This window comes from Mesorhizobium sp. GW821-FHT04C10 (assembly GCF_059420305.1).
Genome location: NZ_JBWKTL010000001.1, coordinates 4,062,131 through 4,086,915 on the forward strand (window position 1 = coordinate 4,062,131; position 24,785 = coordinate 4,086,915).

General features: G+C 62.5%; 21 protein-coding genes. 15 read left to right on the plus strand and 6 right to left on the minus strand.

From position 1 onward, the window contains the following. Positions 1–6 precede the first annotated feature (6 nt). A complete protein-coding gene (locus AC07UC_RS19610) occupies positions 7–843 on the plus strand; it encodes a PopZ family protein (RefSeq protein ID WP_140773124.1) in 837 nt (278 codons plus the stop codon). Between the two features lie 59 nt (positions 844–902). Here AC07UC_RS19610 and AC07UC_RS19615 read toward each other — a convergent pair whose 3' ends face one another. Continuing rightward, positions 903–1,535, minus strand: a complete 633-nt coding sequence (locus AC07UC_RS19615; RefSeq protein ID WP_494907106.1) for a bleomycin resistance protein — start codon at positions 1,533–1,535, stop codon at positions 903–905. A gap of 265 nt (positions 1,536–1,800) precedes the next feature. On the opposite strand from AC07UC_RS19615, the gene AC07UC_RS19620 reads away from it, so the two are divergent. The 5 genes from AC07UC_RS19620 (at position 1,801) to AC07UC_RS19640 (ending at position 10,545) form a co-directional block, all read left to right on the plus strand. Continuing rightward, on the plus strand, positions 1,801–4,584 hold the full coding sequence (locus tag AC07UC_RS19620; protein WP_494907107.1) for a valine--tRNA ligase: 2,784 nt from the start codon (positions 1,801–1,803) through the stop codon (positions 4,582–4,584). Positions 4,585–4,944: 360 nt separating this feature from the next. Further along, entirely contained in the window at positions 4,945–6,111 is a 1,167-nt protein-coding gene (locus AC07UC_RS19625; RefSeq protein ID WP_494907108.1) for an outer membrane protein transport protein, read from the plus strand. 375 nt (positions 6,112–6,486) lie between these two features. Then, a complete protein-coding gene (locus tag AC07UC_RS19630) occupies positions 6,487–7,692 on the plus strand; it encodes an outer membrane protein transport protein (protein ID WP_494908964.1) in 1,206 nt (401 codons plus the stop codon). Between the two features lie 290 nt (positions 7,693–7,982). Then, the gene (ilvD, locus tag AC07UC_RS19635; RefSeq protein ID WP_494907109.1) at positions 7,983–9,707 is read left to right on the plus strand and encodes a dihydroxy-acid dehydratase; all 1,725 of its coding nucleotides are present in this window, start codon (positions 7,983–7,985) and stop codon (positions 9,705–9,707) included. Continuing rightward, complete coding sequence (locus AC07UC_RS19640) at positions 9,694–10,545, plus strand: tetratricopeptide repeat protein (RefSeq protein WP_202321951.1); 852 nt, start codon at positions 9,694–9,696, stop codon at positions 10,543–10,545. Before ilvD ends, AC07UC_RS19640 begins: the two co-directional genes overlap by 14 nt. Before the next feature lie 179 nt (positions 10,546–10,724). Here the strand turns inward: AC07UC_RS19640 and AC07UC_RS19645 are convergent, their stop codons facing one another. From AC07UC_RS19645 to erpA, 5 genes are all read right to left on the minus strand, one after another. After that, complete coding sequence (locus AC07UC_RS19645) at positions 10,725–11,099, minus strand: endonuclease domain-containing protein (protein WP_494907110.1); 375 nt, start codon at positions 11,097–11,099, stop codon at positions 10,725–10,727. A gap of 102 nt (positions 11,100–11,201) precedes the next feature. Further along, positions 11,202–11,519: a hypothetical protein gene (locus AC07UC_RS19650; RefSeq protein ID WP_494907111.1), complete on the minus strand. Its 318-nt coding sequence runs from the start codon at positions 11,517–11,519 to the stop codon at positions 11,202–11,204. Positions 11,520–11,609: 90 nt separating this feature from the next. Further along, positions 11,610–12,404, minus strand: coding sequence for an exodeoxyribonuclease III (xth, locus tag AC07UC_RS19655; RefSeq protein WP_140773136.1), 795 nt, complete (start codon positions 12,402–12,404; stop codon positions 11,610–11,612). Positions 12,405–12,418: 14 nt separating this feature from the next. Next, a complete protein-coding gene (locus AC07UC_RS19660; protein WP_202321955.1) occupies positions 12,419–12,817 on the minus strand; it encodes a VOC family protein in 399 nt (132 codons plus the stop codon). A gap of 4 nt (positions 12,818–12,821) precedes the next feature. Continuing rightward, positions 12,822–13,169: an iron-sulfur cluster insertion protein ErpA gene (gene erpA / locus AC07UC_RS19665; RefSeq protein ID WP_013531288.1), complete on the minus strand. Its 348-nt coding sequence runs from the start codon at positions 13,167–13,169 to the stop codon at positions 12,822–12,824. Positions 13,170–13,256: 87 nt separating this feature from the next. Here erpA and AC07UC_RS19670 point away from each other — a divergent pair, with 87 nt between their 5' ends. The 9 genes from AC07UC_RS19670 to tatC all read left to right on the plus strand — a co-directional run bounded on the left by AC07UC_RS19670 (position 13,257) and on the right by tatC (position 24,659). Further along, complete coding sequence (locus AC07UC_RS19670) at positions 13,257–14,471, plus strand: deoxyguanosinetriphosphate triphosphohydrolase (protein WP_494907113.1); 1,215 nt, start codon at positions 13,257–13,259, stop codon at positions 14,469–14,471. A 63-nt stretch (positions 14,472–14,534) separates the two neighbouring features. Continuing rightward, positions 14,535–16,292, plus strand: coding sequence for an arginine--tRNA ligase (gene argS, locus AC07UC_RS19675; RefSeq protein WP_494907114.1), 1,758 nt, complete (start codon positions 14,535–14,537; stop codon positions 16,290–16,292). A 103-nt stretch (positions 16,293–16,395) separates the two neighbouring features. Next, positions 16,396–19,779 (plus strand): SPOR domain-containing protein, encoded by a 3,384-nt coding sequence (locus AC07UC_RS19680; protein ID WP_494907116.1) that lies wholly within the window; start codon positions 16,396–16,398, stop codon positions 19,777–19,779. A gap of 151 nt (positions 19,780–19,930) precedes the next feature. Then, a complete protein-coding gene (gene nagZ / locus AC07UC_RS19685; protein WP_095790978.1) occupies positions 19,931–20,950 on the plus strand; it encodes a beta-N-acetylhexosaminidase in 1,020 nt (339 codons plus the stop codon). 63 nt (positions 20,951–21,013) lie between these two features. Further along, a complete protein-coding gene (locus tag AC07UC_RS19690; RefSeq protein ID WP_494908965.1) occupies positions 21,014–21,817 on the plus strand; it encodes a segregation and condensation protein A in 804 nt (267 codons plus the stop codon). Continuing rightward, positions 21,814–22,581 carry an SMC-Scp complex subunit ScpB gene (gene scpB, locus AC07UC_RS19695; protein ID WP_140773145.1) on the plus strand — a complete coding sequence of 256 codons (768 nt, stop codon included), beginning with the start codon at positions 21,814–21,816 and terminating at the stop codon, positions 22,579–22,581. The genes AC07UC_RS19690 and scpB overlap by 4 nt, the downstream gene beginning before the upstream one ends. Positions 22,582–22,761: 180 nt before the next feature. Next, positions 22,762–22,983 carry a twin-arginine translocase TatA/TatE family subunit gene (locus AC07UC_RS19700; RefSeq protein ID WP_010909892.1) on the plus strand — a complete coding sequence of 74 codons (222 nt, stop codon included), beginning with the start codon at positions 22,762–22,764 and terminating at the stop codon, positions 22,981–22,983. Positions 22,984–23,013: 30 nt separating this feature from the next. Beyond that, entirely contained in the window at positions 23,014–23,787 is a 774-nt protein-coding gene (gene tatB / locus AC07UC_RS19705; protein WP_140773147.1) for a Sec-independent protein translocase protein TatB, read from the plus strand. After that, positions 23,784–24,659 carry a twin-arginine translocase subunit TatC gene (gene tatC / locus AC07UC_RS19710; protein WP_202321963.1) on the plus strand — a complete coding sequence of 292 codons (876 nt, stop codon included), beginning with the start codon at positions 23,784–23,786 and terminating at the stop codon, positions 24,657–24,659. The genes tatB and tatC overlap by 4 nt, the downstream gene beginning before the upstream one ends. Positions 24,660–24,785: the final 126 nt, after the last annotated feature.

Consider the following 24,785-nt stretch of genomic DNA (forward strand, 5'->3'; position numbering starts at 1 on the left):
GTGACGATGGCAACGGCAAGCAGCGCACAGCGCGAACCCTCCATGGAAGAGATACTGGCTTCCATCAGGAGGATCATCGAGGATAGCGATAACGGCCGCAAGCAGCCCGGCGAGGCCGATGAGTTGCGGCAGGATCTGGAGCCTTCGCCGAGCGAAGCTCCGGCGGCGGACGTCGATGCGTTTCGCGCCGAACTCAATGCTGCCCCCGAGGTCAGGAAGCCGGTCGCGCTGGCGGAAGTCCAAGCGCCGTCGCCCGAGCCGGTGATCGCGCGCATGGAATCGCAGACGCGCGCCGATCCTGTGCTGGTCAGGCCGTCGATGACACTTGCAGAGGTCAGTGCCAGGGTCGCCGAGCCGGCGCCTGCCGCCAGGATCGACGCGCCACCGGCCCCAGAGGCCAGCGCGACAAGCGATACCATCGTTGCAGATTGGCGGCGCGAGATCGCCGCGGTTGGAGAGCAGGCGAAGGCGATGCCGGACAGGAGCATCCGCAAGCCGGTTGCCCAGCCCGAGGCCCCGGCGAGCGAACCGGTGGTGGAGGGTGCGTTCGGACGGCCTTCTTCGAGCGACGCTTCGGCCGGCACCGCCCAGGCATATGCTGCGGCAAATGAAGCGCCTTCGGCTCGTCCGGCAATTCTTTCCGAACATACGGGCCGGCAGGTCGCCGCGGCCTTTGGCGAGCTGTCCGATGCCTTTGCCAGCCGCAGCAAGAAAACGTTCGACGAGATGGCCGAGGAGATGCTGCGGCCGATGCTGCAGGACTGGCTGGACAACAATCTGCCGACGCTGGTCGAGCGCCTGGTGCGCGAAGAAATCGAGCGCGTCGCGCGCGGCGCGCAGTAGTCTCCTCCAACGATCACTCTCGAAACGCCGCCCATGAGGCGGCGTTTTTGTCGATCAGGTCAGCCCGCGCTGGTCGCGAAGCAGATCAGGTTGCCGTCAGGATCCCTGACGATGAACGTGCGGGCGCCCCAGGGTTCGGTCCGCAATGTCTGGTGGAACGGGGCCGTGGCCGCCTGGTACTCCAGAAACAGAGCCTTGATGTTGTCGACAACGATCGTCGCCGCCAGGAGGTCATCGGTCGAACTGGCGGCGAGTGGAGGCTTGTCGACATGGCGCAGGTTGAGCCGTGCGCCATCGCGGATGATTTGGGCGTAGAAGGGCGGTTCGCCATAGGTGAAGCGCGTCTCGAAGCCGAGCTTTTGCCGGTAGAAATTACAGGCCGCTGCGATGTCGCGGACAAAGAGCTGTGGCTCGGCAAAGGCGAGATACGGCTTTACGGCGTCTGTTGCTGCATGATCGGTCACGGTTTGAAGGCCTTCCTTCAGCGCCTGCCAGCTCTCGAAACCTGACTTCCTGGCGACGAGTTCCTGGGCATCGGCCAGCTTGAAGTCGTGATCGAGGATTTGGCTGTCGCTGAAATGGCGAAAACGCGGCAAGAGCCATCCAATCACGGCGGCGACGGGATAATACCGTTCGCGGTGCCATTTGAGATAGAGCTTGGCCTGTTTCTTGTGATGTTCGAGTGTCGGCATGGGCGCATTGCGGGGTTAAGGTGGCATAGGCGGGCAATGCCCCTCCGGCCGGAAGCCGATGCGCCCTACAGCAGCATCTACAAGGTATTGCCGGGACGGCCGCGGGTCAAGGCGCGTGCGCCGCGCGGCATGGCTCCCGTTGAAATGAACACCGCCGCGCCTATCTGCTTCTCATGAACCGAAGCGGCCCTTGCGGTTGACTTGGCCAAGACCTTCCGATTTACACCGAACCAGCAAAAATCCCGACAGCGCGGACCATTTTCCCATGCTTGAAAAGACCTACGACGCAAAGACCGTCGAGCCGAAGATCGCCAAAGTGTGGGAAGAGGCCGACGCGTTTCGCGCTGGCGCCGGCGCCGAGGAGGGGGCCGAAGCCTTTACCATCGTCATCCCGCCGCCGAACGTCACCGGCTCGCTGCATATGGGCCATGCGCTGAACAACACGCTGCAGGACATATTGATCCGCTTCGAGCGCATGCGCGGCAAGAACGTGCTGTGGCAGCCGGGCATGGACCATGCCGGTATCGCCACGCAGATGGTGGTCGAGCGCCAGCTGATGGAGAAGCAAATCCACCGCCGCGATCTCACACGCGAACAGTTCATTGACAAAGTGTGGGAGTGGAAGGCCGAATCCGGCGGCGCGATCTTCAACCAATTGAAGCGGCTCGGTGCCTCGGCCGACTGGAGCAGAGAGCGCTTCACCATGGACGAGGGCCTGTCCAAGGCCGTGCTTGAAGTCTTCGTCACCCTCTACAAGGAAGGGCTGATCTACAAGGACAAGCGCCTTGTGAACTGGGATCCGAAGCTGCTGACCGCTATTTCCGATCTAGAGGTCGAGCAGCAGGAGGTTAACGGCAATCTCTGGCATTTCCGCTATCCGATCGAGGGCGCGGCATTCGACCCGGAAGATCCCAAGACCTTCATCATCGTGGCCACCACGCGCCCCGAGACGATGCTGGGCGACACTGCGGTCGCGGTTCACCCAGATGACGAGCGCTTCCGGCATCTGGTCGGCAAGAACGTGGTGCTGCCGATCGTCGGCAGGAAGATCCCTGTCGTGGCGGACGAGTATTCCGATCCCGAAAAGGGTTCGGGCGCGGTCAAGATCACGCCGGCGCATGATTTCAACGACTTCGAGGTCGGCAAGCGCCACAAATTGCCGGCGATAAACATCCTGACCGTCGAAGCCGCCATCACGTTGAAGGACAATGAGGACTTCCTCGCCGGCCTCGAGGTGACGCCGGAACGCCAGGCTGTCTGGGGCGAGCTCGACGGGCTGGACCGTTTCGTCGCGCGCAAGAAGATCGTCGAGCTGATGGAAGCCGGCGGCTTCCTCGACAAGGTCGAGCCGCATCGCCATGCCGTGCCGCATGGCGACCGCGGCGGCGTGCCGATCGAACCGTTCCTGACCGAGCAGTGGTATGCCAACGCGGCGGAACTCGCCAAGCCGGCGATAGCCTCGGTGCGCGAGGGCCGCACCAACTTCGTGCCGAAAAACTGGGAAAAAACCTATTTCGACTGGATGGAGAACATTCAGCCCTGGTGCATTTCGCGCCAGCTGTGGTGGGGTCACCAGATCCCGGCCTGGTACGGGCCGGACGGACGCGTCTTCGTCGAGAAGTCGGAGGAAGAGGCGCTGAGTGCGGCGATCGAATATTATCTGGCGCTTGAAGGCCCGTGGAAGGCCTGGGTCGAGGACAAGCTGGAAAACTTCAAGCCCGGCGAGATCCTGACCCGCGACGAGGACGTGCTCGATACCTGGTTTTCTTCGGCGCTTTGGCCGTTCTCAACTTTGGGCTGGCCGGACCAGACGCCTGAACTGAAGACCTATTACCAGACCGACGTGCTGGTGACCGGCTTCGACATCATCTTCTTCTGGGTTGCCCGCATGATGATGATGGGCCTGCACTTCATGGACGAGGAGCCGTTCCATACCGTCTATGTGCACGCGCTGGTTCGCGACAAGAACGGGGCCAAGATGTCGAAGTCGAAAGGCAACGTCATCGACCCGCTCGACCTCATCGACGAGTACGGCGCCGACGCGCTGCGTTTCACCCTGGCGGTGATGGCGGCACAGGGGCGTGACGTGAAGCTCGACCCGGCGCGCATCGCCGGCTATCGCAATTTCGGCACCAAGCTGTGGAACGCGACGCGCTTCGCCGAGATGAACGAAGTCGCCCGCAATGACGATTTCTGGCTGAACGATGCCAAGCTGGCGGTCAATCGCTGGATCCTGACCGAACTGACACGCGCGGCGCGCGAGGTCACGGACGGCATCACCTCATACCGCTTCAATGAAGCGGCCGGGGCGGCCTACCGCTTCGTCTGGAACCTGTTCTGCGACTGGTATCTCGAGCTGCTGAAACCGGTGTTCATGGGCTCGGACGAGGCGGCCAAGGCCGAAAGCCGCTCCTGCGTCGCCTTCGTGCTCGACGAGATCTACAAGCTTCTGCATCCGATGATGCCGTTCATGACGGAAGAGCTGTGGGCGCAGACGGCGGGCGAGGGCAAGGAGCGCGAGTCGCTGCTTTGCCACGCCGCCTGGCCGGCGCCGGATTTCGAGGACGCGGATGCCGCCGCCGACATCAATTGGCTGGTCGACCTCGTCTCCGGCATCCGCTCGGTGCGCTCGGAAATGAATGTGCCGCCGGCGGCGATAGCACCACTCGTCGTGGTCGGCGCCAACGATCTCACGCGTGAGCGGCTGGTTCGCGAGGACTCGGCGATCAAGCGGTTGGCGCGCGTCGGTGACATCTCGCTCGCCGATGCAGCGCCCAAGGGCGCGGCGCAGATCGTGCTCAACGAGGCGACGATCTGCTTGCCGCTTGGCAGCTTGATCGATCTCGCCGCCGAGGCCGCGCGGCTGCAGAAGGAGCTGGCCAAGGTCACCGAGGAAATCGCGCGCCTGCACAAGAAGCTGTCCAACGAACGGTTCGTTGCCAGCGCGCCGGCCGAGATCGTCGAGGCCGAGCGCGAAAAGCTCGCCGAATACCGCGACGCGCAGGACAAGCTTTCGGTGGCTTTGACCAGGGTTCGCGACGCTGGTTGAAGGACAGATTCGCGCACGACATGAGGGCGAGTGCCCATGCGTCAGCTGCCTCGAAAACAGGCGTTCCGCTACGTTAATTTTGACGTAAACGGAAACTTTAAGCCCTATTGTTGCCATAATGTAACAATGGGGCCATAACCCCCTTAAAAGTGGCTGTTTTTGAGCCTTTTGGGGCGAGTTTTCGTTATTTCCTGGTCGGACAAGCACGCCTCGATCCGTTTTTCGGCCTTGCGGCGCCTATCTGCATTTTGTCGAAAATGCGTTCGGCGAGCGTGTACGTGTACGCCCCGACAATTCGTTGTTGCGCCGTTAACCTGAATTGGTTCTAGCTTGATGCACTCGAATTCGGGGAGGAGATTCATGACCATTCTGCGACTGAAGGCGCTACTGGGGGCGGGGTGCTTTTCGCTGGCTTTGATGGGTTCGGCGCATGCCAGCGGTTTTTCGCGCGGCACCGCCGATACCGATATTCTTTTCGAGGATGGCAACTTCAATATGCGCACCAGCGTGACCTATGTCGCGCCCACTAGAAAATATTCGGTGAACCCGATGAACCCCTATCTGGTCGGGGAGAACTACTCAGACAGTTACGCCATTCCATCGGCTGCCGTTAAATTCAAGCTGACGGACAGTCTCTCCTGTGCCGGCACTCTCACGCAGTCGTACGGCGGCAGCGCGACTTGGTCTCGTTCGAGTGGCACGCTCGGTAAGCTGGATGAAGACTTCACCATGTACGAATATGGTGCGACTTGCGGGTTGAAGTTCGATCTCAGCAAAGGGCGTATCTGGCTTATTGGCGGCGTCTATAACGAAGTCACCGATTACAATCTCGTTGCCGGTGCTCCTTTGGGTACAAACATACCGGTCCTTGGTGTCGACCTGCATGACAGCAATTTCGGTTGGCGTGCCGGCATTGCGTACGAAATCCCGGAAATCGCGCTGCGCACGCAATTGATGTACCGTTCCGGCGTCGATATCAATGCCTCCGGCGGGGCAAGTTTTCAGGGGGCGGATCTTCCTGGCGGAGCAACGGGACAAGCCAATTTTCCCCAATCGGTCGAGTTCAAGGCTCAAACCGGTATCGCTCCGGGCTGGCTAGCCTACGGTAGCGTGAAGTGGATGGATTGGTCCGTTACGGAAACGCTGATGCTGAACGTGCCGGCGTTGGCGCTGAACAGCGGCAATCTGTATTTCTGGCGCGACGGTTGGACGGTCACCGGCGGCATCGGTCACAAGTTTAACGATCAATTCTCGGGGACTGTCTTTGCAACCTATGACCGTGGCGTCAGCACCGGTTGGGACCTGACCGGCGACAGCTATACCATCGGCACGGGTGTTTCGATGAAGGATAAGCTGGGTGGCGAATTGCGCTTCGGTGTAGCGGCAATATATCTGGCCTCCGTTTCCGAGACCCAGTACAACAACAGTTATGTTCCTGGCAGTCCCGACCCGCGAAACGGTTTCAACCGTTCCGTGGACGGTGATTGGGGCTATGCGCTGTCGGCTGGCTACAGCATCAAGTGGTAACGAATTTGATCTCTGGAGAAAGGCCGGGCATTGCCCGGCCTTTTTCTTTTTCGGTTGCGCCGTCGCTCCGAAAGCAGTTGCTTAACTAAGGTGATCTTGACGTAAACGGAAGCTTTTTTGGCGCGATGTTGCCGTAATGTAACAGCTCCCAAATCGGCCGCCAGGGCTTCATTCTTGGAAGATTTTGGCTGATTTTCCTCGTCTTTTTTTTAGATACGCCTCCGAAACCGGTGATTTTACCCGGTTCATGTCACCGACACCGTGATGAAAAATGCATTCGCCGGAAAGCGTACGTGTACACCTCTTGAAATCGGTGTTGCGTTAGCCATGCAAAGCAGTCTTGCTTGGTTGTACTCGAATCCGGGGAGGAGATTCATGTTCAATCTGCGTCTGAAAGCGCTGCTGGGGGCGGGGTGCTTTTCGCTTGCCTTGATAGGCACGGTGATGGACACGGCGCATGCTGGCGGCCTTGAGCGCGGCGGCTACGACATCGACCTGTTGTTCGATCCGGCCCCCTTCGCTTCGGACGCCAGCGGAACCTATGTCATGCCGCAGCGCGATCTCAAGAACGCGACGGACACATCCGGTGGCGGGCTGACGGGCAAGAGTACCGCCCGCAACGCCGAGGGCTACTGGGTGCCGTATGTAGGCGTCAAGGCAACGGTTGGCCATGGCGTTGACTGCATGCTTGACTATTCGCAGCCATGGGGTGCGAGTTCAAATCCTGGTATCTGGAACGGCTCCTATTCCACCATCAACACCCAGATCAAAAGCAACAACTATGCTGGCACGTGCTCCTACAAGATGGATGTCGGCAAGGGACAGCTTCGCTTCATCGGCGGCGTTTTCTACCAGGAAGTCTACGGCTTCAAGGAGAGCTATGCGAACCCGGCCTTGGGCACCACAATCGGCCGTGTCGACCTGAGCAGCAGCGGCTGGGGCTGGCGCGTTGGCCTCGCATACGAAATTCCTGATATCGCGCTGCGCGCCAGCCTCGTCTACAATTCGCAGGTGAAGCTCGACAACATCTCGGGCACCTTGAATATTGTCGGCGATATATATGGCGCAACGCAGTCGATGCCGGATTCGCTGGAACTGAAATTGCAATCGGGCATCGCGCCTGGCTGGCTCGCTTTCGGTTCAATCAAGTGGGTTAACTGGAGCCTGCTGCAAAGCATCCCGATCTGCCCGCAGGGGGTTCCGGCTTCTTTGTGCGTTACGGGTTCCGCTGCGGCCGTGACCTCGCTGGATCTGATGTATCGTGACGGCTGGACAGTCACTGGCGGCATCGGCCACCAATTCAACGAGCAGTGGAGCGGCGCGGCCCAGATTTCATGGGACCGCGGGACCTCGCACGGCTATGGCGACCAGACCGATACCTGGACGATAGGTGGCGGCGTCGCCTACACCCCCAAGCCCAACATCGAATTGCGCCTGGCCGGGGCGATCGGCGTGCTGACCAGCGGCCACTCGGGGGTGGTGAACGGCGAGAACGGATTTCAGGCCGGTACGGACGTCAGCTACGACTTCGGTAACGATCTGGTCTCCGCGATTTCAGGCGGCCTCAAGATCAAGTTCTAAACTTATGAAAATACTGGCAAAAGGCCGGGCATTGCCTGGCCTTTTTCGTTTGGGCGGGCATTATTGGTGACGCCGCTGTCCAAGCTCCGTTGCACATAAACCGCACCATGGCCGCCTCGTGCGATTGTGACGTTTTGGCAACACTTTCTGAACAACCCCTGCGCTAAAAGTCAGGCCGGGGAAATTGCCTATTTCCCGCCATAAACCCGGCGCACCTCGAACCTGTCTCGGGACACGTGCCAAAAGGCCCGGCGATGAGGCAGGCCGCACCGCCCGCGGCAAGGATGAGAATGGACGCCAAGGTCATTTCAAAGGCTAAGCTCCCTAGCCGCCATGTGACTATCGGTCCGGCGCGCGCGCCGCACCGGTCCTATCTCTATGCCATGGGGCTTTCCGCCGCCGAGATCGCGCAGCCGCTGGTCGGCGTAGCCTCGTGCTGGAACGAAGCCGCCCCTTGCAACATCTCGCTGATGCGCCAGGCGCAAGTGGTCAAGAAGGGTGTGGCGGCCGCCAATGGCACGCCGCGCGAATTCTGCACCATCACCGTCACCGACGGCATTGCCATGGGCCATCAGGGCATGAAGTCGTCGCTGGTGTCGCGCGAGGTCATCGCCGATTCGGTCGAACTCACCATGCGCGGCCATTGCTATGATGCACTGGTCGGCCTCGCCGGCTGCGACAAGTCGCTGCCAGCCATGATGATGGCCATGGTGCGGCTCAACGTGCCGTCGATCTTCATCTATGGCGGTTCGATCCTGCCCGGCAGCTATCGCGGCCGACAGATCACCGTGCAGGATGTGTTCGAGGCGGTGGGCCAGCATTCGGTCGGCACGATCGGTGATGCCGAACTGCTCGAGATCGAGCAGGCCGCCTGTCCCTCGGCCGGCTCCTGCGGCGCCCAGTTCACCGCCAACACCATGGCTACCGTCGCCGAGGCGATCGGCTTGGCGCTGCCCTATTCCTGCGGCGCGCCGGCCCCTTACGAAATGCGCGACCGTTTCAATTTCGCCTCGGGCGAAAAGATCATGGAGCTGATCGCCAAGAACATCCGGCCGCGCGACATCGTCACGCTGAAGGCGCTGGAGAATGCGGCGACCGTGGTTTCGGCCACCGGCGGCTCGACCAACGCAGCATTGCATCTGCCGGCGATCGCGCATGAGGCGGGCATCAAGTTCGATCTGTTCGACGTGGCGAAAATCTTCGAGAAGACGCCTTACATCGCCGATCTCAAGCCCGGCGGAAAATATGTCGCCAAGGACATGTTCGAGGCCGGCGGCATTCCGCTGTTGATGAAGACGCTGCTCGACCACGGCTATCTGCATGGCGATTGCCTGACGGTCACTGGCCGTACTTTGGCCGAAAATATGGAGCACGTTGCCTGGAATGAACACCAGGATGTGGTCCGCCCGGCCAACAGACCAATTACCCAAACCGGCGGTGTCGTGGGGTTGAAGGGAAACCTTGCCCCCGAAGGCGCGATCGTGAAGGTCGCGGGCATGGCGGAGTTGAAATTCTCCGGCCCGGCGCGCTGCTTCGGTTCGGAAGAGGAATGTTTCGAGGCGGTGACGCATCGCAACTACAGGGAAGGCGAGGTTCTCGTCATCCGCTACGAAGGACCGCGCGGCGGCCCGGGCATGCGCGAGATGCTGTCGACGACGGCGGCGCTCTACGGCCAGGGCATGGGCGGCAAGGTGGCGCTGATCACCGACGGCCGCTTCTCGGGCGCGACGCGCGGCTTCTGCATCGGCCATGTCGGGCCGGAAGCGGCGGTTGGCGGTCCGATCGGTCTGATACGGGATGGCGACGTGATCTCGATCGATGCCGTGAACGGTACGATCGAAGTGGCGCTGACCGACGCCGAATTGGCGGCGCGGGCAAAGACATGGAAGGCGCGCACGACCGACTACCAGTCGGGCGCGATATGGAAATACGCACAGACGGTCGGGTCTGCCCGGGATGGCGCGGTCACCCATCCGGGCGGTGCGAAAGAAACACACTGTTATGCGGATATCTGAGTTGTTGAGGTCAACACCAGAGTTGTTGAGGTCGTCTGTCCTTCCGGCACTGGTCGCTGTTGCGATCTTTGGCGCCGTGGGCCAGGCCTTGGCCTTCGACGACAAGGTGTTCGACGACAAGACCGGCGTGAAGCCGCAGTCCAGTCCCTGGGCGGTGTTTCAGTTCGGCTTCTCCGCCTACAAGAACGGCCACAAGGAACAGGCCGCCGAGGCTTATAAATACGCCGCCGAAAACGGCCAGATCGGCGCCACTTGGAAGCTTGCGCGCATGTATGCCGAGGGCGATGGCGTGGCCCGCGACGACTATGAGGCGTTCAAGTTCTTCTCGGAAATCGTCGACCAGGATGTCGAGCCCGGCTCGCCGGAAGAAAGCTATGTCTCCGACGCGCTGGTGGCGCTTGGCGACTACCTGCGCAAGGGCATTCCCGGCAGTCCGGTCACCGAGAACGAGGTGGCGGCCCAGGAATATTACATGCGCGCCGCCGCCAACTACCGCAACCCGAACGCCCAGTTCGAGATGGGGCAGATGTTCCTGAAAGGCGAGGGCGGCGTGAAGGCCAGCGTCAAGCAGGCCGGGCGCTGGTTCCAGCTCGCCGCTGAGAAGGGCCATGCCGGCGCGCAGGCGACGCTCGGCCATCTCCTGTTCCAGAGCGGCAAGATCGTTCGCGGGCTGGCGATGATGACCGCGGCGCTCGAACGCGCGTCGCCGGCCGACCAACCCTGGATCCGAGGCATGCAGGAAGAGGCTTTCGCCGCCGCCGGTGAAGCTGATCGCCGCACGGCGATTTCACTGGCGGATGACATCCTTACCAAGGGCACCACCAACGCAGACCAGTAAGGCGTCTGCCGATCTCCCCTACAAGAGGATGTTTGGACCGGGAGATTGGCAGCTTGGTAGCCGGCGCGTTTTCTTGCAACGTTGGAGATTGGCGAAAACGGTCGCGACAGCCAATCTCCCCCCAAGTGGGGGAGATGTCCGACAGGACAGAGGGGGGCGCTGTCCCGCCAGCCTTGCTGTTAGTCTGACGTACCCGCAACACCGGCCACGATTACAATATGTTGGCAGACATTGTCGATGTCACGGATGACGTCGTCGTTCCAGAAGCGCAGGACAGTCCAACCATCCTGCTCTAGGCGCAGCGTCCTTGCTTCGTCACTTACGACAGCATCACCTTCCGCGTGTTGGGAGCCATCAACTTCGATGGCCAGTTTCTTCCCTGGACAAGCAAAGTCGACAATGTAGCCTGCGATCGGAAATTGCCGCCGGAAGCTAAGCCCCATCAACCGATGCGCGCGAAGCTCGTTCCAGAGCTTCAATTCGGCGTCGGTCATCACTTTGCGCATCGACCTAGCGTTTGCACGATGGTTTGGAGGCAGAGGCGTGTGAGGCATTGTCGATGCTCGGTCGCTGTTTGAGGCTGGCGCTTTACGGCGCCCCCCTCTGTCCTGCCGGACATCTCCCCCACGAGGGGGGAGATCGGCTAATGGGCCAAATCAGTTTTCGGTCGGTTCCGTCGGCACCATGCTTGGCGCAGGCGTCGAGATCGGCGTGACATTCAGGTGCGGCGCCATCTTGTTTTCGGGGCAGCTGTCGCCGACCTTGGTCCAGGATGTGTTGTTGAGCACCATGTCGCAGCGCGCCATATGGCTCTGGTTGGCAACCGTCAGGCAGGCGACCTGACCGACCGGATAGGATTTTCCATTGGCGAGACATTCCGGGGCGGCGAGAGCCGGCAGCATGACGACCGTGGCCAATGCCACGCCGATCGGACAAACAACAAATCGAATAGTCATGGGAACCCCGACCGCCATGATGATCTTCCATCATGCGCCTGATTTGTGGCGATACAACGTCGTTGTGGCGAAACAAAGCCGGGGCGATTCGACGGCGGAAGGGGCCGGTCAGGCTGGCTGCAGCGCGAGATCGATCGCCACCGGCACGTGATCGGACGGCTTTTCCCAGGCGCGCACATGCTTTTCGATCGAGGCCGACGAGAATCGGTTGGCGGCTTCCGGCGATAGCAGCAGATGGTCGATGCGGATGCCGTTGTTCTTCTGCCAGGCGCCGGCCTGATAGTCCCAGAAGGTGTAGGTGTCGGGCGCATCGGTCACCGCGCGCACCGCTTCGGTGAAGCCGAGATTAAGCAGCCGCCGGAAGGCCTGCCGCGTCTGCGGCTGGAACAGCGCGTCGCCCAGCCAGTTCTCCGGGAAGCGCGCATCGATCGGCTCGGGAATGACGTTATAGTCACCGGCCAGCACCAGCGCCTCTTCCAGCCTCAGCCGTTCTTCGGCCCAGCGTTCCAGCCGGGCCATCCAGGATAGCTTGTAGGGAAATTTCTTCTCGTCATCGATCGGATTGCCGTTCGGCAGATAGAGCGAGGCGACGCGAAGCGCGCCCTTGTCGGTCGAGAATACCCCTTCGATGAAGCGCGCCTGCTCGTCGGTGTCGTCACCCGGCAGCCCTCTGATGACTTCGTCAAAGCGCAGCTTCGACAGCAGCGCCACGCCGTTGAAACCCTTCTGACCATGAGTTTCGACATTGTAGCCAAGCGCCTCGATCTCGGCGCGCGGGAACTGCTCGTCGACCGTCTTGATCTCCTGCAGGCAAACGATGTCGGGCGCGCTTTCGGTCAACCAATGGGTGAGGTTGCCGATGCGGGCGCGAACGCCGTTGATGTTCCAGGTGACGATTTTCATGACGCTCTCGGTGCTTATTCAGAGGGGCCTTGCGCTGGATGGCGCTCGACCAGGCCGATCGTATTGCCTGCCGGGTCCTTTAGGAAGGCCATCCACTCGCTTTCCCCCGCCGGACCGAACTGGCCCTCGGTATCGCGATGCACGAGCGTCGGCGGCGCGGTGAAGGGGACACCCGCTGCCTTCGCCCCGCCGTGGAAGGCTTCGAGGCCCGTTATGTCGAGATAGACCGTGCCCGCGGGTATGCCGTCGGTAAACAGCAGCCGCACGCTGCCTGCCATGATGAAGGCGATGCCCGGTGGGTCGAAGCGCGCGTGCACATTCAGGCCGAGCACATCGCGCCAGAAGGCGAGCGTCGAATCAAGATCGCGCCCGGCCGACAGCGCGACCTGACGGACCGCGCCAACGGCAGGCATGCCGCTAGATGGAGAAACTGGTGCCGCAGCCGCAGGAGGCGACCGCGTTCGGATTGCGGATCTGGAATGACTGGCCCATCAAATCGTCGACGAAGTCGATCACCGACCCGCCCATATAGACGAGCGACAAATCGTCGATCAGCACCGTGGCGCCATCCTTCTCGATCGCAACGTCATCGTCGTTGCGCGTATCGACCAGATCGAACTTGTAGGAAAAGCCGGAGCAGCCGCCGCCCTCGACGGAAACGCGCAACGCCGTCTTGCCGGCCTCGTTGGAGACAATCCTGGCGATCCGCTTGGCGGCAGCCTCGGTCATATCAACTTTCATGGCAGTCTTGGCATCCGCGCCCATGGGCGTCACCTTGCTTTCGGTTTCACATGATAGGTATGAAGCGCAAGCGGCCAAGTCAACTAGACCAGTCAACCTGCGGCATCGACCATGACCAACGAGTTGGGCGACATCGGATTCGGCTACCGGCCGCGCGCGGCCTATGCCACGGATCCGGCGCGCTCGCGCGGCCGGCTGTTCGATGAGGTCGAAAGCCCGACCCGCACGCCGTTCCAGCGCGACCGCGACCGCATCATCCATTCGACGGCGTTCCGGCGGCTCAAGCACAAGACCCAGGTCTTCATCGCCCATGAAGGCGACCATTACCGCACAAGGCTGACCCATTCGATCGAGGTGGCCCAGATCGCGCGTGCTCTGGCGCGGGCGTTGCGCGGCGACGAGGATCTGGCAGAGGCGGTGGCGCTGGTGCATGATTTCGGCCACACGCCCTTCGGCCACACCGGCGAGGACGCGCTGAACGACAAGATGGCGGCCTGGGGCGGTTTTGATCACAACGCTCAGTCGCTGCGCATCGTGACGCGGCTGGAGGCGCGCTACGCCGAATTCGACGGGCTGAACCTCAGCTGGGAGACACTGGAAGGCCTGGTCAAGCACAATGGCCCGCTGACGGACAGCAGCGGCAAGGGCCTGAAGGGGCCGGTGCCACAGGCAATCCGCGATTATTCGGAGCTGCAGGATCTCGAGCTCGACCACTTCGCCGGCATCGAGGCGCAGTGCGCCGCCATCGCCGACGATATCGCCTACAATACGCATGACATCGACGACGGCTTGCGGGCAGGGCTGCTGACGCTCGACATGCTGGAGGACGTCTCGCTGCCGGGAGCGATCCTGCGGGGCGTGCGCCAACGCTATCCGGCGCTCGATGGCGTGCGCACCGGCCACGAACTGATGCGGCGGCAGATCACCGCCATGGTCGAGGATGTCATCGTTTCCGCGAAAGCCAATCTGGAGCGTGTCGGCCCGCGCAGTGCTGATGCCGTGAGGGCGGCCGGCGAGACGATGGTGACCTTTTCCACCGAGATGGCCGCGGCCGAGAAGGAACTGAAGGCCTTTCTCTACAAGCACCTCTATCGGCACAAGGAGGTGATGCGGGTGCGCGCCGGCGCCGAGCAGATCGTCAGGGACCTGTTCGACGTCTATTTCGCCGATCCGCGCGCCATGCCCGACGGCTGGCGCGAGGGGCTGGACCGGGCCGAGGACCGCATCAAGGCGCGCAGCGTGGCCGATTTCCTGGCAGGGATGACCGACACCTACGCGCTCAAGGAACATCGGCGTTTGTTTGACCGCACCCCGGATTTGAGCTAGGGCGGGCGCGATTTTGCCGGCCAACGAGCCGGATTCGCCCATAAAGCCGCCAGAGCAATACCCATGAACATCTTCGCCGATTTCACCGCGCGAGTCACAAAGGCTGTCGAAGCGCTCGATCTGAAAGACAAGGACGGCGTTTCGCCCGACCTGTCGCGCATCGCCGTCGAACCGCCCCGCGACGCCAGCCACGGCGACCTCGCGACCAATGCGGCAATGGTGCTGGCCAAGCCCACCGGCCAGAATCCGCGCGCGCTGGCCGAGAGGCTGGCGCTGGCGCTGCGCGATGACAAGGATGTCGCCGCCGCCGAGGTTGCCGGCCCTGGCTTCGTCAATCTCCGGCTCAAGGACGGCTTCTGGCAGGCCCATCTCACGGCCCTTCTGGGCGAGGGACGCAATTATGGCCGCTCGACGGTCGGCGCCGGCCGGAAAACCAATGTCGAATATGTCTCGGCCAACCCCACGGGGCCGATGCATGTCGGCCATTGCCGGGGCGCGGTTGTCGGCGACGCGCTCGCCAATCTGATGGCGTTTGCCGGCTACGACGTGACCAAGGAATATGTCATCAACGATGCCGGCTCGCAGATCGATGTGCTCGGACGCTCGGCCTTCCTGCGCTACCGCGAAGCGCTGGGCGATGACATCGGCGAAATACCGGCCGGTCTCTATCCCGGCGACTACCTGGTCCCGGTCGGTCATGCGCTGGTCAAGGAGTACGGCCGTTCGCTGCTGCAGATGCCGGATGACGAAGCACTGGCCATCGTCAAGGACCGGACCATTGACGCGATGATGGCGATGATCCGCGAGGATCTGGCGCTGCTCAACGTGCATCACGACGTGTTCTTCTCCGAACGCACGCTGCATGCCGACAATGCCAGGAAGATCCGCTCGGCGATCAACGACCTGACGCTGAAGGGCCATATCTACAAGGGCAAGCTGCCGCCGCCCAAGGGCGAGAAGCCGGACGACTGGGAAGACCGCGAGCAGACGCTGTTCCGCTCCACCGCGGTCGGCGACGACATGGACCGGGCGTTGGTCAAGTCCGATGGCGCGTTCACCTATTTCGCCGCCGACGTGGCGTATCTGAAGGACAAGGTCGACCGCGGCTTCGTCGACCTGATCTATGTGCTTGGCGCCGATCATGGCGGTTACGTCAAGCGGCTGGAGGCGCTGGCACGGGCCATTGCGGGCGACGAAGTCAAGCTCACCGTCTTGTTGTGCAACCTGGTCAAGCTGTTTCGCGATGGCGAGCCGGTCCGCATGTCGAAGCGGTCAGGTGACTTTGTCACGCTTCGGGAAGTGGTGGAGGAGGTTGGCCGCGACGCCATCCGCTTCATGATGCTTTACCGCAAGAGCGATGCACCGCTCGATTTCGACTTCGCCAAGGTCACCGAGCAGTCCAAGGACAATCCGGTGTTTTATGTGCAGTACGCCTCGGCGCGCTGCCATTCGGTGTTCCGGCAGGCAAGCGAGCAGTTGGGCGAGGCGAATTTCGACCGCAACAGCCTGGCGGCCGGCGTCGCGTCGCTGACCGACGAGGGCGAGATCGGGCTGATCCGCAAGCTCGCCGAATATCCACGCCTGATCGAATCCGCCGCTCTTGCGCTGGAGCCGCATAGGCTGGCATTTTACCTCTATGATCTGGCCTCCAGTTTCCATGGACACTGGAACCGGGGCACGGATAATCCGGACTTACGTTTTGTTAAGGTTAACGACCGACAATTGACGCATGCCAGACTAGGGCTGGTGCAGGCTGTTTCGGACGTTCTGACGTCCGGCCTGACGTTGATCGGAGCCGCAGCGCCTACCGAAATGCGTTAGGTTTGACTAAAAAACCTGTCACCTTTTGCCCACATTGCGCTGGTAAGGGCCAACCCTGCGCGACGTCCATGGCGTCCGAATGAGTGCGAGTTCGGGAACAATAATGGCAGACAGAACCCAGCTGAGAGTAGCCGACAACAACGACATCGCTGACGATGATCCGTTCGCGGAACTGACCAGGATCATGGGATTCGACCCGCGCCAGCCGGTCAAGCAGCAGGCGCCGGCCCAGGCTCCTGTCGCCGGCCCGTCCGTGCAGGAGGACGATTTCGACATCGACCTCGAAAAGGAGTTGATGGGCGAGTTCGACGCTGGCGACAGTGCGGCCGCTCCATCCGTCGAGGTTCATGAGCCGGCATTCGAAACGGCGGCCACGCAGGCGGCCGACGATGACCTTGCGCTGTCGCTCGACGACGATTTCCATCTGGACTTCACGGGTGCCGATGATCACGGGCTGGTCGCCAGCCATGCCAACCCTCACGCTGCCGAAACCGCGCCTTCCGTCGAACCCGCCTTCGACGCCGATTTCGACAATGCCGTTGCCAGTTCGCTCGAAGACGTTTCGCCCTTCGAAGACGATCTGCCGATGGAGGACGAGCTTGCCGCGTCGCTCGATCAGGATTTCCACATCGAGGACGACACCGTCGAGGCTCAGCATGCGGCGGCCGAAGTGCCGGCGGCTGTCGAGCCCGATCATCAATTCGACGATGCGGTCGCGCTTTCGCTCGAAGACGAGCTGATGCTTGACGACCATCCGGCGGATCAGCGCCATGTGGCTGCGGCCGCCGTCGACTATCCTGAGCCGGCACTGGCCGTCGCGAATGAGGTCCAGGCGACTTCCGACCAGGATTTCGCGGGTCATTTCGACGACGCCATGGCTGATGTCGATATGGATTTTGACGTTCAGGCAGACGAGCCGGTCGCCTTTGATGCAGCGGAAGCGCACGGCGTGCTTGCCGATGCCGTGGACACGGAAGGGGAGTTTTCAGGCCCCGAAGCCGTTTCGGATGATGCTTTCGATCTGAATTTGGACGATGCGTTCGCCGAGCCTGCCGAAGAGCCGGTCGCCGAGGTTACGGCAGCGGTCCAGCCGATAGCTCCGGCAGCGGTCATGGCCGAGCCGGTGCGGGCCCACGCGGCGGACGAACGGAGCCTCGAAGACGAGTTGAACGCGCTTCTGGGCGCGATGACGGCGCGCACGTCGCCGTCGGTCAGCGAGCCTGTCGTTGCTCGGCCTGTTGTCGCCCAGCCGGCTGTTGCTCCCGCTCAGGTCCATGCCGCCGCACCGGCGAAGGTCGCCGAGGAACCTGCCGATCTCGTTGGCGATCTCGACTGGGATCTCGACGACCATGCGCCCGAGGATCTGCATCCTTCGAGTGCCGTCCACGCCGCCGATGCCGATCTCGACAATCTGCTGCTCGACGAACTTCAGGGCCAGGATCTTGCTTCGGATGCTGCTGATCATGTCGATCTCGACGATGATGCGTTCGATGCGGCCCTGGCCAGGAGCCTCGATGCGCGCCACGAGACAGCTTCCCAGCAGGATCAGGCAGATTCCCTCGATTGGCTGGCCGAACGCTCAGCGCCGACGGAGCCAACCCGTTCATGGAGTCGCGTGACACCGGTTCCCCAGCAGCCGGCATTTGCCGCGCAGCCGGCCGCTTCGATGGCGGCCAGGGCCGCCGCGCCGGAAGTGGCCCCGGCAGTGGCTGTGGTGCCGACCTATCATGCGCCCGAGCCGGTTGCGGCTGCGGCCTATGCAGTTCCTGTATCCGCACCGCAGCCGCGACAGCCGTCGCGCTATGAAGAGATGCCTGATGTCGAAACGGTCGATGTGCCGGAGCGCGTCGTGGCGCTGGCGGACGATCTCGACATTCCGGAACTGCATTTCGAGGAAGATGAGCCGGCCACGCCTGGCTATGACGATCTCGACGCCGAGTTCGCCAGCCTTCTGACGGAAATGAATTCGGTGGAGGTCGCGCCTGCTCCAGCAGCTCCCGCAAGCAGCGCTGCCTATGCCGACGAATCCTACAATGCCGGATTCAATTCGGGATATGAGAGGCCCAATCCGGGATATGAGAGCCTCAATCCGGGATATGAGAGGTCGAATACCGGATACCAGGCGCCTGCATACGAAGAAGCCAAGCCTGCCTACCAGCCTGAAGCGCGCACCTATGCGGCGCGGCCGGCGGAAACGCCTGCTCGTGCTGCCGCGAACACTGGCTATGCCGATGCCTCGGACGGCTTCGACCTCGACAATCTGCCCGGCAGCCAGCCGGTCTCGCAGGCGGACGATTTCACCGTCGATGAACTCGACTACGATCCTGAACTGGACGAGGCAATGTCCGTTCCGGGTCTCGGCGAGCGCGAAGCGGCCAGATCGTCGGGCCGCCGCGGCCTGTTCATCGCCGCGATCGTCGGGGCCGTTGCGGTCGCGGGCGGTCTTGGCGCCTTTGCGCTGTCCTTCGGCGGCAAGGGCGGCAGCGAAGCTCCGGTGATCGTCAAGGCCGACAATTCACCGATCAAGGTCAAGCCGGAAAATCCGGGCGGCACCGTGGTGCCGAACCAGGACAACAAGGTCTACGACGCGGTGGTCAAGGGCGCGAAGCCCGCCGAGCCCGTGCAGCAGAAGCTTGTCACCAACACCGAGGTACCGGTGGACGTACAGGCAAAGGATCCGGCCCGCGCCATAGATCTGTCTCCTGACCAGAGTGCTGCCGTTGGCGGAGCCGACGACAGCAACGCCTCGCCCGCCGCCAATGCGGCCCCGACCGCCAGTGCGGCTTCTGCCGACAATACGGCGCCGGCGCCCAAGTCCGAGGATCGCATCGCGCAGGTGCTGCAGGATGCCGACAAGGGCACCAACACCGATGTCGTCGCCGTTGCGCCTCGCAAGGTGAGGACCATGGTTGTCAAGTCGGATGGCTCGCTGGTGCCACGCGAGGACCCGGCGCCCGCCGCGCCGCAGGTCGCGGCTGCCGAGCCGACCGATCCGGCGCCGCAGCATGTCGCGCCGTCTGCCGATGCCGATCAGACCGGCACCGTGGCGCCCGCCGCCGCGCAGTCGGACGACGAGCCGGCCCTCAAGCCAGCAGCCAAGCCGGCCAAGGCCCAGTCGACCAACACCCCGGCTAAGGTTGCGATCGCGCCGCAGCGCCCGTCCGACCAGCCGGTCGACGTCGTCGGCGAGGTCAAGCCCGATCAGGTCGCTTCCATCGATCCGGCAACGACGGCGACCGGTGGCGGTTCGTGGTCGATGCAGGTTGCTTCGCAGCCGACGGTGGAGAGCGCCCAGTCGACCTACCAGGATCTGCAGCGCCGCTATGGCAGCGTGCTTGCCGGCCGCACCGCCAACATCGTCAAGGCCGAGATCGCCGGCAAGGGCACGTTCTACCGCGTTCGCGTCGCGGCTCAGTCGCGCAACGATGCCATCAACCTGTGCACCAGCTACAAGGCGGCTGGCGGCAACTGCTTCGTCTCGCGTTAGACGCCGACCCAACCTTTCAAAGCCGGCGCGGCCTTGGGCCGCGCCGGCTTTTTCGTGTGCCCAGCGTTTTCATGTGGAAGCGCTTCCGGCGTTGGACCGCATGTGATCGCAAGCGATTCCCTTTGGTCGCGCGAAGCCCTAAACTCCTGACATGACCGAATCAAAATCCATGATCCTCGGCTGTGCCGGGAAATCGCTCACCCGCGAAGAAATCAATTTCTATCGCAATGAATGCCCGTGGGCCTTCATTCTGTTTGCCCGCAACATTGGCGAGACCGAGCAGATCCGCGATCTGGTCGCCGAGATGCGCGACTGTATCGGACGCCCGGACGCGCTCGTTTTCATCGACCAGGAAGGCGGCCGGGTGCAACGCCTGCGGCCACCGCTGGCTCCCAACTATCCGGCCGGCGGGGCGCTTGGCGCGCTGTGGCGCGACGATCACGACGCCGGCGCGCGTGCCGCATGGCTGATGGCGCGCCTGCACGCCTTCGACCTGCTGCGCTACGGCATTACGGCGGATTGCCTGCCGGTGCTCGACGTGCCGATCGAAGGCGCCAGCGATGTGATCGGCGCGCGCGCCTATGGCAAGGAGCCGCGCGCGGTCATCGAACTCGGCCGTGCCGCCGCCGAAGGCCTGATGTCCGGCGGGGTGCTGCCGGTGATGAAGCATATTCCGGGGCATGGCCGGGCCTTTGCCGACACGCATTTCGAGCTGCCGACGGTCGACGCTTCGCTCAGCGATCTGCAGCGGCATGACTTTGCGCCGTTCCGGGAACTCAACGACCTGCCGATGGCAATGACGGCGCATGTCGTCTATAGCGCCATCGACCCGAAGAACCCGGCGACGACGTCGGGCAAGGTCATCGACGAGATCATTCGCCGCGACATCGGCTTTGACGGGCTCTTGATGAGCGACGACACCTCGATGAAGGCACTTTCTGGGGATTTCCCGACAAAGGCGGCCTCGATCCTTGCGGCGGGCTGCGATCTGGTCCTTCACTGCAACGGTGTTTTCGAGGAGATGGCGGGCATCGCATCGCGCACCACGGGGCTTGAAGGCAAGTCGCTGGAGCGTGCAAAGCGGGCTCTGACCTATATAAGGAAACGCGACGCGGCCGAGGAAACCGAGATACGCGCTGAATTCGCCACCTATTTCGATGCGGTGGCCTAACGATAAGGAAGTGACAAGGCTGTGGCGGAAACATTGGAGAGCAAGGCCGCGAAGGCCTCACCGATGGGCCGCCTGTGGGCCGAGAACGATGATTCACGGCTGACCGGCGATCCCTCGCTGGTCGTCGACGTCGCCGGCTTCGAAGGTCCGCTCGATCTTTTGCTGCATCTTGCCCGCAACCAGAAGGTCGATCTGGCGCGCATTTCCATCCTGGCGCTGGCCGAGCAATATCTGGCCTTTGTCGAGACGGCGCGGACGCTGCGCCTCGAGCTTGCCGCCGATTATCTGGTGATGGCGGCGTGGCTTGCGTTCCTGAAGTCGAAGCTCCTGATCCCCAAGCAGCCTGGCGAAGAGGGCGAAAGCGGCGAGGAACTGGCGGCGGTGCTGCAATTCCGTCTGAAGCGGCTCGAGGCCATGCGTGATGCGGCGTCGCGTCTCGTCAACCGCAACCGGCTCGGTCGAGACGTGTTCGCGCGCGGCATGCCCGAAATGGTCATTATCGAGAAGCGCAACACCTATTCGGCGTCGCTTTACGACCTCTTGACCGCCTATGCCCAGCAGCGGCAGAAGCAGGCGATCACCAATGTGACGATCGCCCGGCGTGGTGTCTGGTCGCTCAAGGACGCGCGCGACATCCTGACCCGGCTGATCGGCTCGCTGCGGGACTGGACGGCGCTGGACAGCTTCCTCATCCGATACATGACCAGCCCGGAAGAGCGGCGCACGGCGATCGCCAGCTCATTCGCGGCGACACTGGAACTGGTGCGCGAGCGCAAGATGGATGTTCGGCAGGACGAGGTGTTCGCGCCGATCTATCTGCGCGACCACCGCGCACCGGCAATCAAGGCAGTCGAGGTTGCATCATGAGCGAACGCGCCAACGCTTCTGTTATCCCCTTCAAGGTGGATGATGGGCCGGACGAGGGCGATCTCGACCAGGCTTCGCCCCAGAATCCGCCACAGAATCCGGCCGAGCGCCTGCATATGGCGGAGGCCGTGCGCATGGCCGAGGCGATCGTGTTCGCCAGCGCCGAACCGGTCAGCGAAAAGCAGCTTGCCGCACGCCTTCCCGATGGCATCAACATCGCCCTCGCCATGGACGAGTTGCAGCAGGTTTACGCCCGGCGCGGCGTCAATCTGGTGCGGGTCGGCGACGCCTGGGCGTTCCGCACCGCCGGCGATCTCGCCTTCCTGATGAGCCGCGACACGGTGCAGCAGCGCAAGTTGTCGCGCGCGGCGCTCGAAGTGCTGGCGATCATCGCTTACCACCAGCCGGTGACGCGCGCCGAGATCGAGGACATCCGCGGCGTCGAGACCTCGAAGGGCACGCTAGACACGCTGCTCGAGACGGAATGGGTGCGCATGCGCGGCCGTCGCAAAACGCCCGGCCGTCCCGTCACCTACGGCACCACCGAAACCTTCCTCGACCATTTCGCGCTCGAGGAAATCCGCGATCTTCCCGGCATGGAGGAGCTGAAGGGCGCCGGCCTGCTATCGGGCCGCATGCCGTCCAATTTCTCCATTCCGCAGCCGCCGGCCGACCCCGATGCGCTGACCGAGGACGAGGATCCGCTGACCGACATCGACCTCGAGGAACTTGGCCTGCTGACACCGCGCGTCACGGAAGATTGACCCGCCGGCCTCTGTCAAAGCGCGCCGATAGGTCGTAGATGCGCCGATTGGTAGCGGGCCAGTGAGTCGAAAAAGCGTGACATCCGTCACCCTTTCATAAACTCTGTCGCTGTTGTGTTTGAATCCCAACGCGAAAACGCATAGATCATCGCCAGGGAAAACATTCGAGAGAGATTTGCTATGGGTTCATTTTCGATTTGGCACTGGATGATCGTGCTGGTGATCGTGCTGCTGGTTTTCGGCCGCGGCAAGATTCCCGAGCTGATGGGTGACATGGCCAAGGGCATCAAGAGCTTCAAGAAGGGCATGGCGGACGACGACGTCGCAGATGACAAGCGCACCGTCGAACACCGTGCCGACGAGACCGTTTCGGCCGTGAAGGAAAAAGCCAGCAAGAGCTGAGCCAAGAAGTTCTAGTCGGAACAGAGTGCCATGTTTGAAGTCGGCTGGACCGAAATGCTGGTGATCGCGATCGTCATGATCGTGGTCGTCGGGCCGAAGGATTTGCCCAATATGCTGCGCACCTTCGGCCGCACGACGGCGAAGCTGCGCGCCATGGCGGCCGACTTCCAGAAACAATTCAACGACGCACTGAAGGAAGCCGAGCTCGACGACGTGAAGAAGTCGGTCGACGAGCTCAGGGGCCTCAGCCCGGTTGCCGAGATCAAGAAGCAGCTCAATCCGTTCGAGCAGGCGGCGGCCGATGTGCGCGCCGGCGTCGACGCGGCGATGAAGCCGAAGCCGGCCGCCGATCCGTCGGCGCCCGCCGCTTCGACCCCGCTGCCGGCCGAGCCGTTGAAGAATGGCGCAACGGAAATGCCTGGCGTCAGTGCGGCGGGAGCTGCGGCGCCAACACCGATTTTCCCGGCGATGACCGATGAATCGGTGGTATCGGCATCCACGGAAGCTGCCGTGGCGCCAAAGGCATCCGCGGCCAAGAGGGCTGCCAAGTCGGCACCGGTGGCAAAAGCGCCGGCCAAGGCCCCGACATCCGCGAAGACGGTGACGGCAAAAGCCGCACCCGCGGCGACCGCAAAAGCCGCACCAGCGACAAAGGTCGCGACAGCAGCAAAGCCTGCAACCGCCGCTGCGACGAAGCCCGCCGCCGCCAAGGCGACTGCCGCCAAGGCCGTGGCGAAAGCCGAACCGAAACCCGCGCCCGCGAAGAAGCCGGCCACCAAGAAGACGGCTGGAGCCGCCAAGTGAGCGTTTCGGACAAGGAAAAGGACGAGATCGAAAAGTCGTCGGCGCCGCTGATCGAGCATCTCATCGAGTTGCGCCGCCGGCTGATCTGGTCGCTTGGCGGCTTCTTCGTCGCCTTCCTGGTCTGCTTCTTCTTCGCCAAGAAGCTGTTCAACCTTCTGGTCGTGCCGTTCAAATGGGCGACCAAGTGGGCGGGTCTCGACCCTCACAAGGTCGAGCTGATCTACACCGCGCCGCAGGAATTCTTCTTCACGCAGGTCAAGCTCGCCATGTTCGGCGGGATGGTGATCGCCTTTCCGCTGATCGCCACGCAGATCTACAAATTCATCGCGCCCGGCCTCTACAAGAACGAGCGCAACGCCTTCCTGCCGTTCCTGATCGCGTCGCCCATCCTGTTCCTGATGGGCGCCTCGCTGGTCTATTTCTTCTTCACGCCGATGGTGATGTGGTTCTTCCTCGCCATGCAGCAGGCCGGTACCGACGAGCAGGTGCAGATTTCGCTGCTGCCGAAAGTGTCGGAATATCTCAGCCTGATCATGACGCTGATCTTCTCCTTCGGCCTGGTGTTCCAGTTGCCGGTGGTGACCAGCCTGATGACCCGCGTTGGCATGCTGTCGTCCAAGGCGCTGGCCGAGAAGCGCAAATGGGCGATCGTCATTGCCTTCGTCGTCGCGGCGGTGCTGACGCCGCCCGATCCGATGAGCCAGATCGGCTTGGCCATTCCGACCATCCTGCTCTACGAGGTCGCCATCTGGGCCGCGCGGTGGATCGAGCGCAGCCAGGAGCGCGAGCGCCTGGCACGCGAGAAGCAGGAAGCCGCCGAGACCGTGGCGGATAAGGCACCGGACGAACCTTCGGCGCCGGCAGCTTCCTAAGACATCAACGCGGCGGAAAACGACAACCGCCGCCCAGCCTCATCTTGCATCGGTCAAGGATGCGGTTTACGCCCTCTGACTGAAACGCATCGCCATCAAGGCGGTGCGTTTCAGTTTTTGTTTTGA

Excerpts from the sequence above, each read along its gene's own strand:
- AC07UC_RS19610 (WP_140773124.1), top strand. The coding sequence starts at position 7 with ATGGCAACGGCAAGCAGCGCACAGCGCGAACCCTCCATGGAAGAGATA.
- AC07UC_RS19615 (WP_494907106.1), bottom strand. The coding sequence starts at position 1,535 with ATGCCGACACTCGAACATCACAAGAAACAGGCCAAGCTCTATCTCAAA.
- AC07UC_RS19620 (WP_494907107.1), top strand. The coding sequence starts at position 1,801 with ATGCTTGAAAAGACCTACGACGCAAAGACCGTCGAGCCGAAGATCGCC.
- AC07UC_RS19625 (WP_494907108.1), top strand. The coding sequence starts at position 4,945 with ATGACCATTCTGCGACTGAAGGCGCTACTGGGGGCGGGGTGCTTTTCG.
- AC07UC_RS19630 (WP_494908964.1), top strand. The coding sequence starts at position 6,487 with ATGTTCAATCTGCGTCTGAAAGCGCTGCTGGGGGCGGGGTGCTTTTCG.
- ilvD (WP_494907109.1), top strand. The coding sequence starts at position 7,983 with ATGGACGCCAAGGTCATTTCAAAGGCTAAGCTCCCTAGCCGCCATGTG.
- AC07UC_RS19640 (WP_202321951.1), top strand. The coding sequence starts at position 9,694 with ATGCGGATATCTGAGTTGTTGAGGTCAACACCAGAGTTGTTGAGGTCG.
- AC07UC_RS19645 (WP_494907110.1), bottom strand. The coding sequence starts at position 11,099 with ATGCCTCACACGCCTCTGCCTCCAAACCATCGTGCAAACGCTAGGTCG.
- AC07UC_RS19650 (WP_494907111.1), bottom strand. The coding sequence starts at position 11,519 with ATGGCGGTCGGGGTTCCCATGACTATTCGATTTGTTGTTTGTCCGATC.
- xth (WP_140773136.1), bottom strand. The coding sequence starts at position 12,404 with ATGAAAATCGTCACCTGGAACATCAACGGCGTTCGCGCCCGCATCGGC.
- AC07UC_RS19660 (WP_202321955.1), bottom strand. The coding sequence starts at position 12,817 with ATGCCTGCCGTTGGCGCGGTCCGTCAGGTCGCGCTGTCGGCCGGGCGC.
- erpA (WP_013531288.1), bottom strand. The coding sequence starts at position 13,169 with ATGGGCGCGGATGCCAAGACTGCCATGAAAGTTGATATGACCGAGGCT.
- AC07UC_RS19670 (WP_494907113.1), top strand. The coding sequence starts at position 13,257 with ATGACCAACGAGTTGGGCGACATCGGATTCGGCTACCGGCCGCGCGCG.
- argS (WP_494907114.1), top strand. The coding sequence starts at position 14,535 with ATGAACATCTTCGCCGATTTCACCGCGCGAGTCACAAAGGCTGTCGAA.
- AC07UC_RS19680 (WP_494907116.1), top strand. The coding sequence starts at position 16,396 with ATGGCAGACAGAACCCAGCTGAGAGTAGCCGACAACAACGACATCGCT.
- nagZ (WP_095790978.1), top strand. The coding sequence starts at position 19,931 with ATGACCGAATCAAAATCCATGATCCTCGGCTGTGCCGGGAAATCGCTC.
- AC07UC_RS19690 (WP_494908965.1), top strand. The coding sequence starts at position 21,014 with ATGGGCCGCCTGTGGGCCGAGAACGATGATTCACGGCTGACCGGCGAT.
- scpB (WP_140773145.1), top strand. The coding sequence starts at position 21,814 with ATGAGCGAACGCGCCAACGCTTCTGTTATCCCCTTCAAGGTGGATGAT.
- AC07UC_RS19700 (WP_010909892.1), top strand. The coding sequence starts at position 22,762 with ATGGGTTCATTTTCGATTTGGCACTGGATGATCGTGCTGGTGATCGTG.
- tatB (WP_140773147.1), top strand. The coding sequence starts at position 23,014 with ATGTTTGAAGTCGGCTGGACCGAAATGCTGGTGATCGCGATCGTCATG.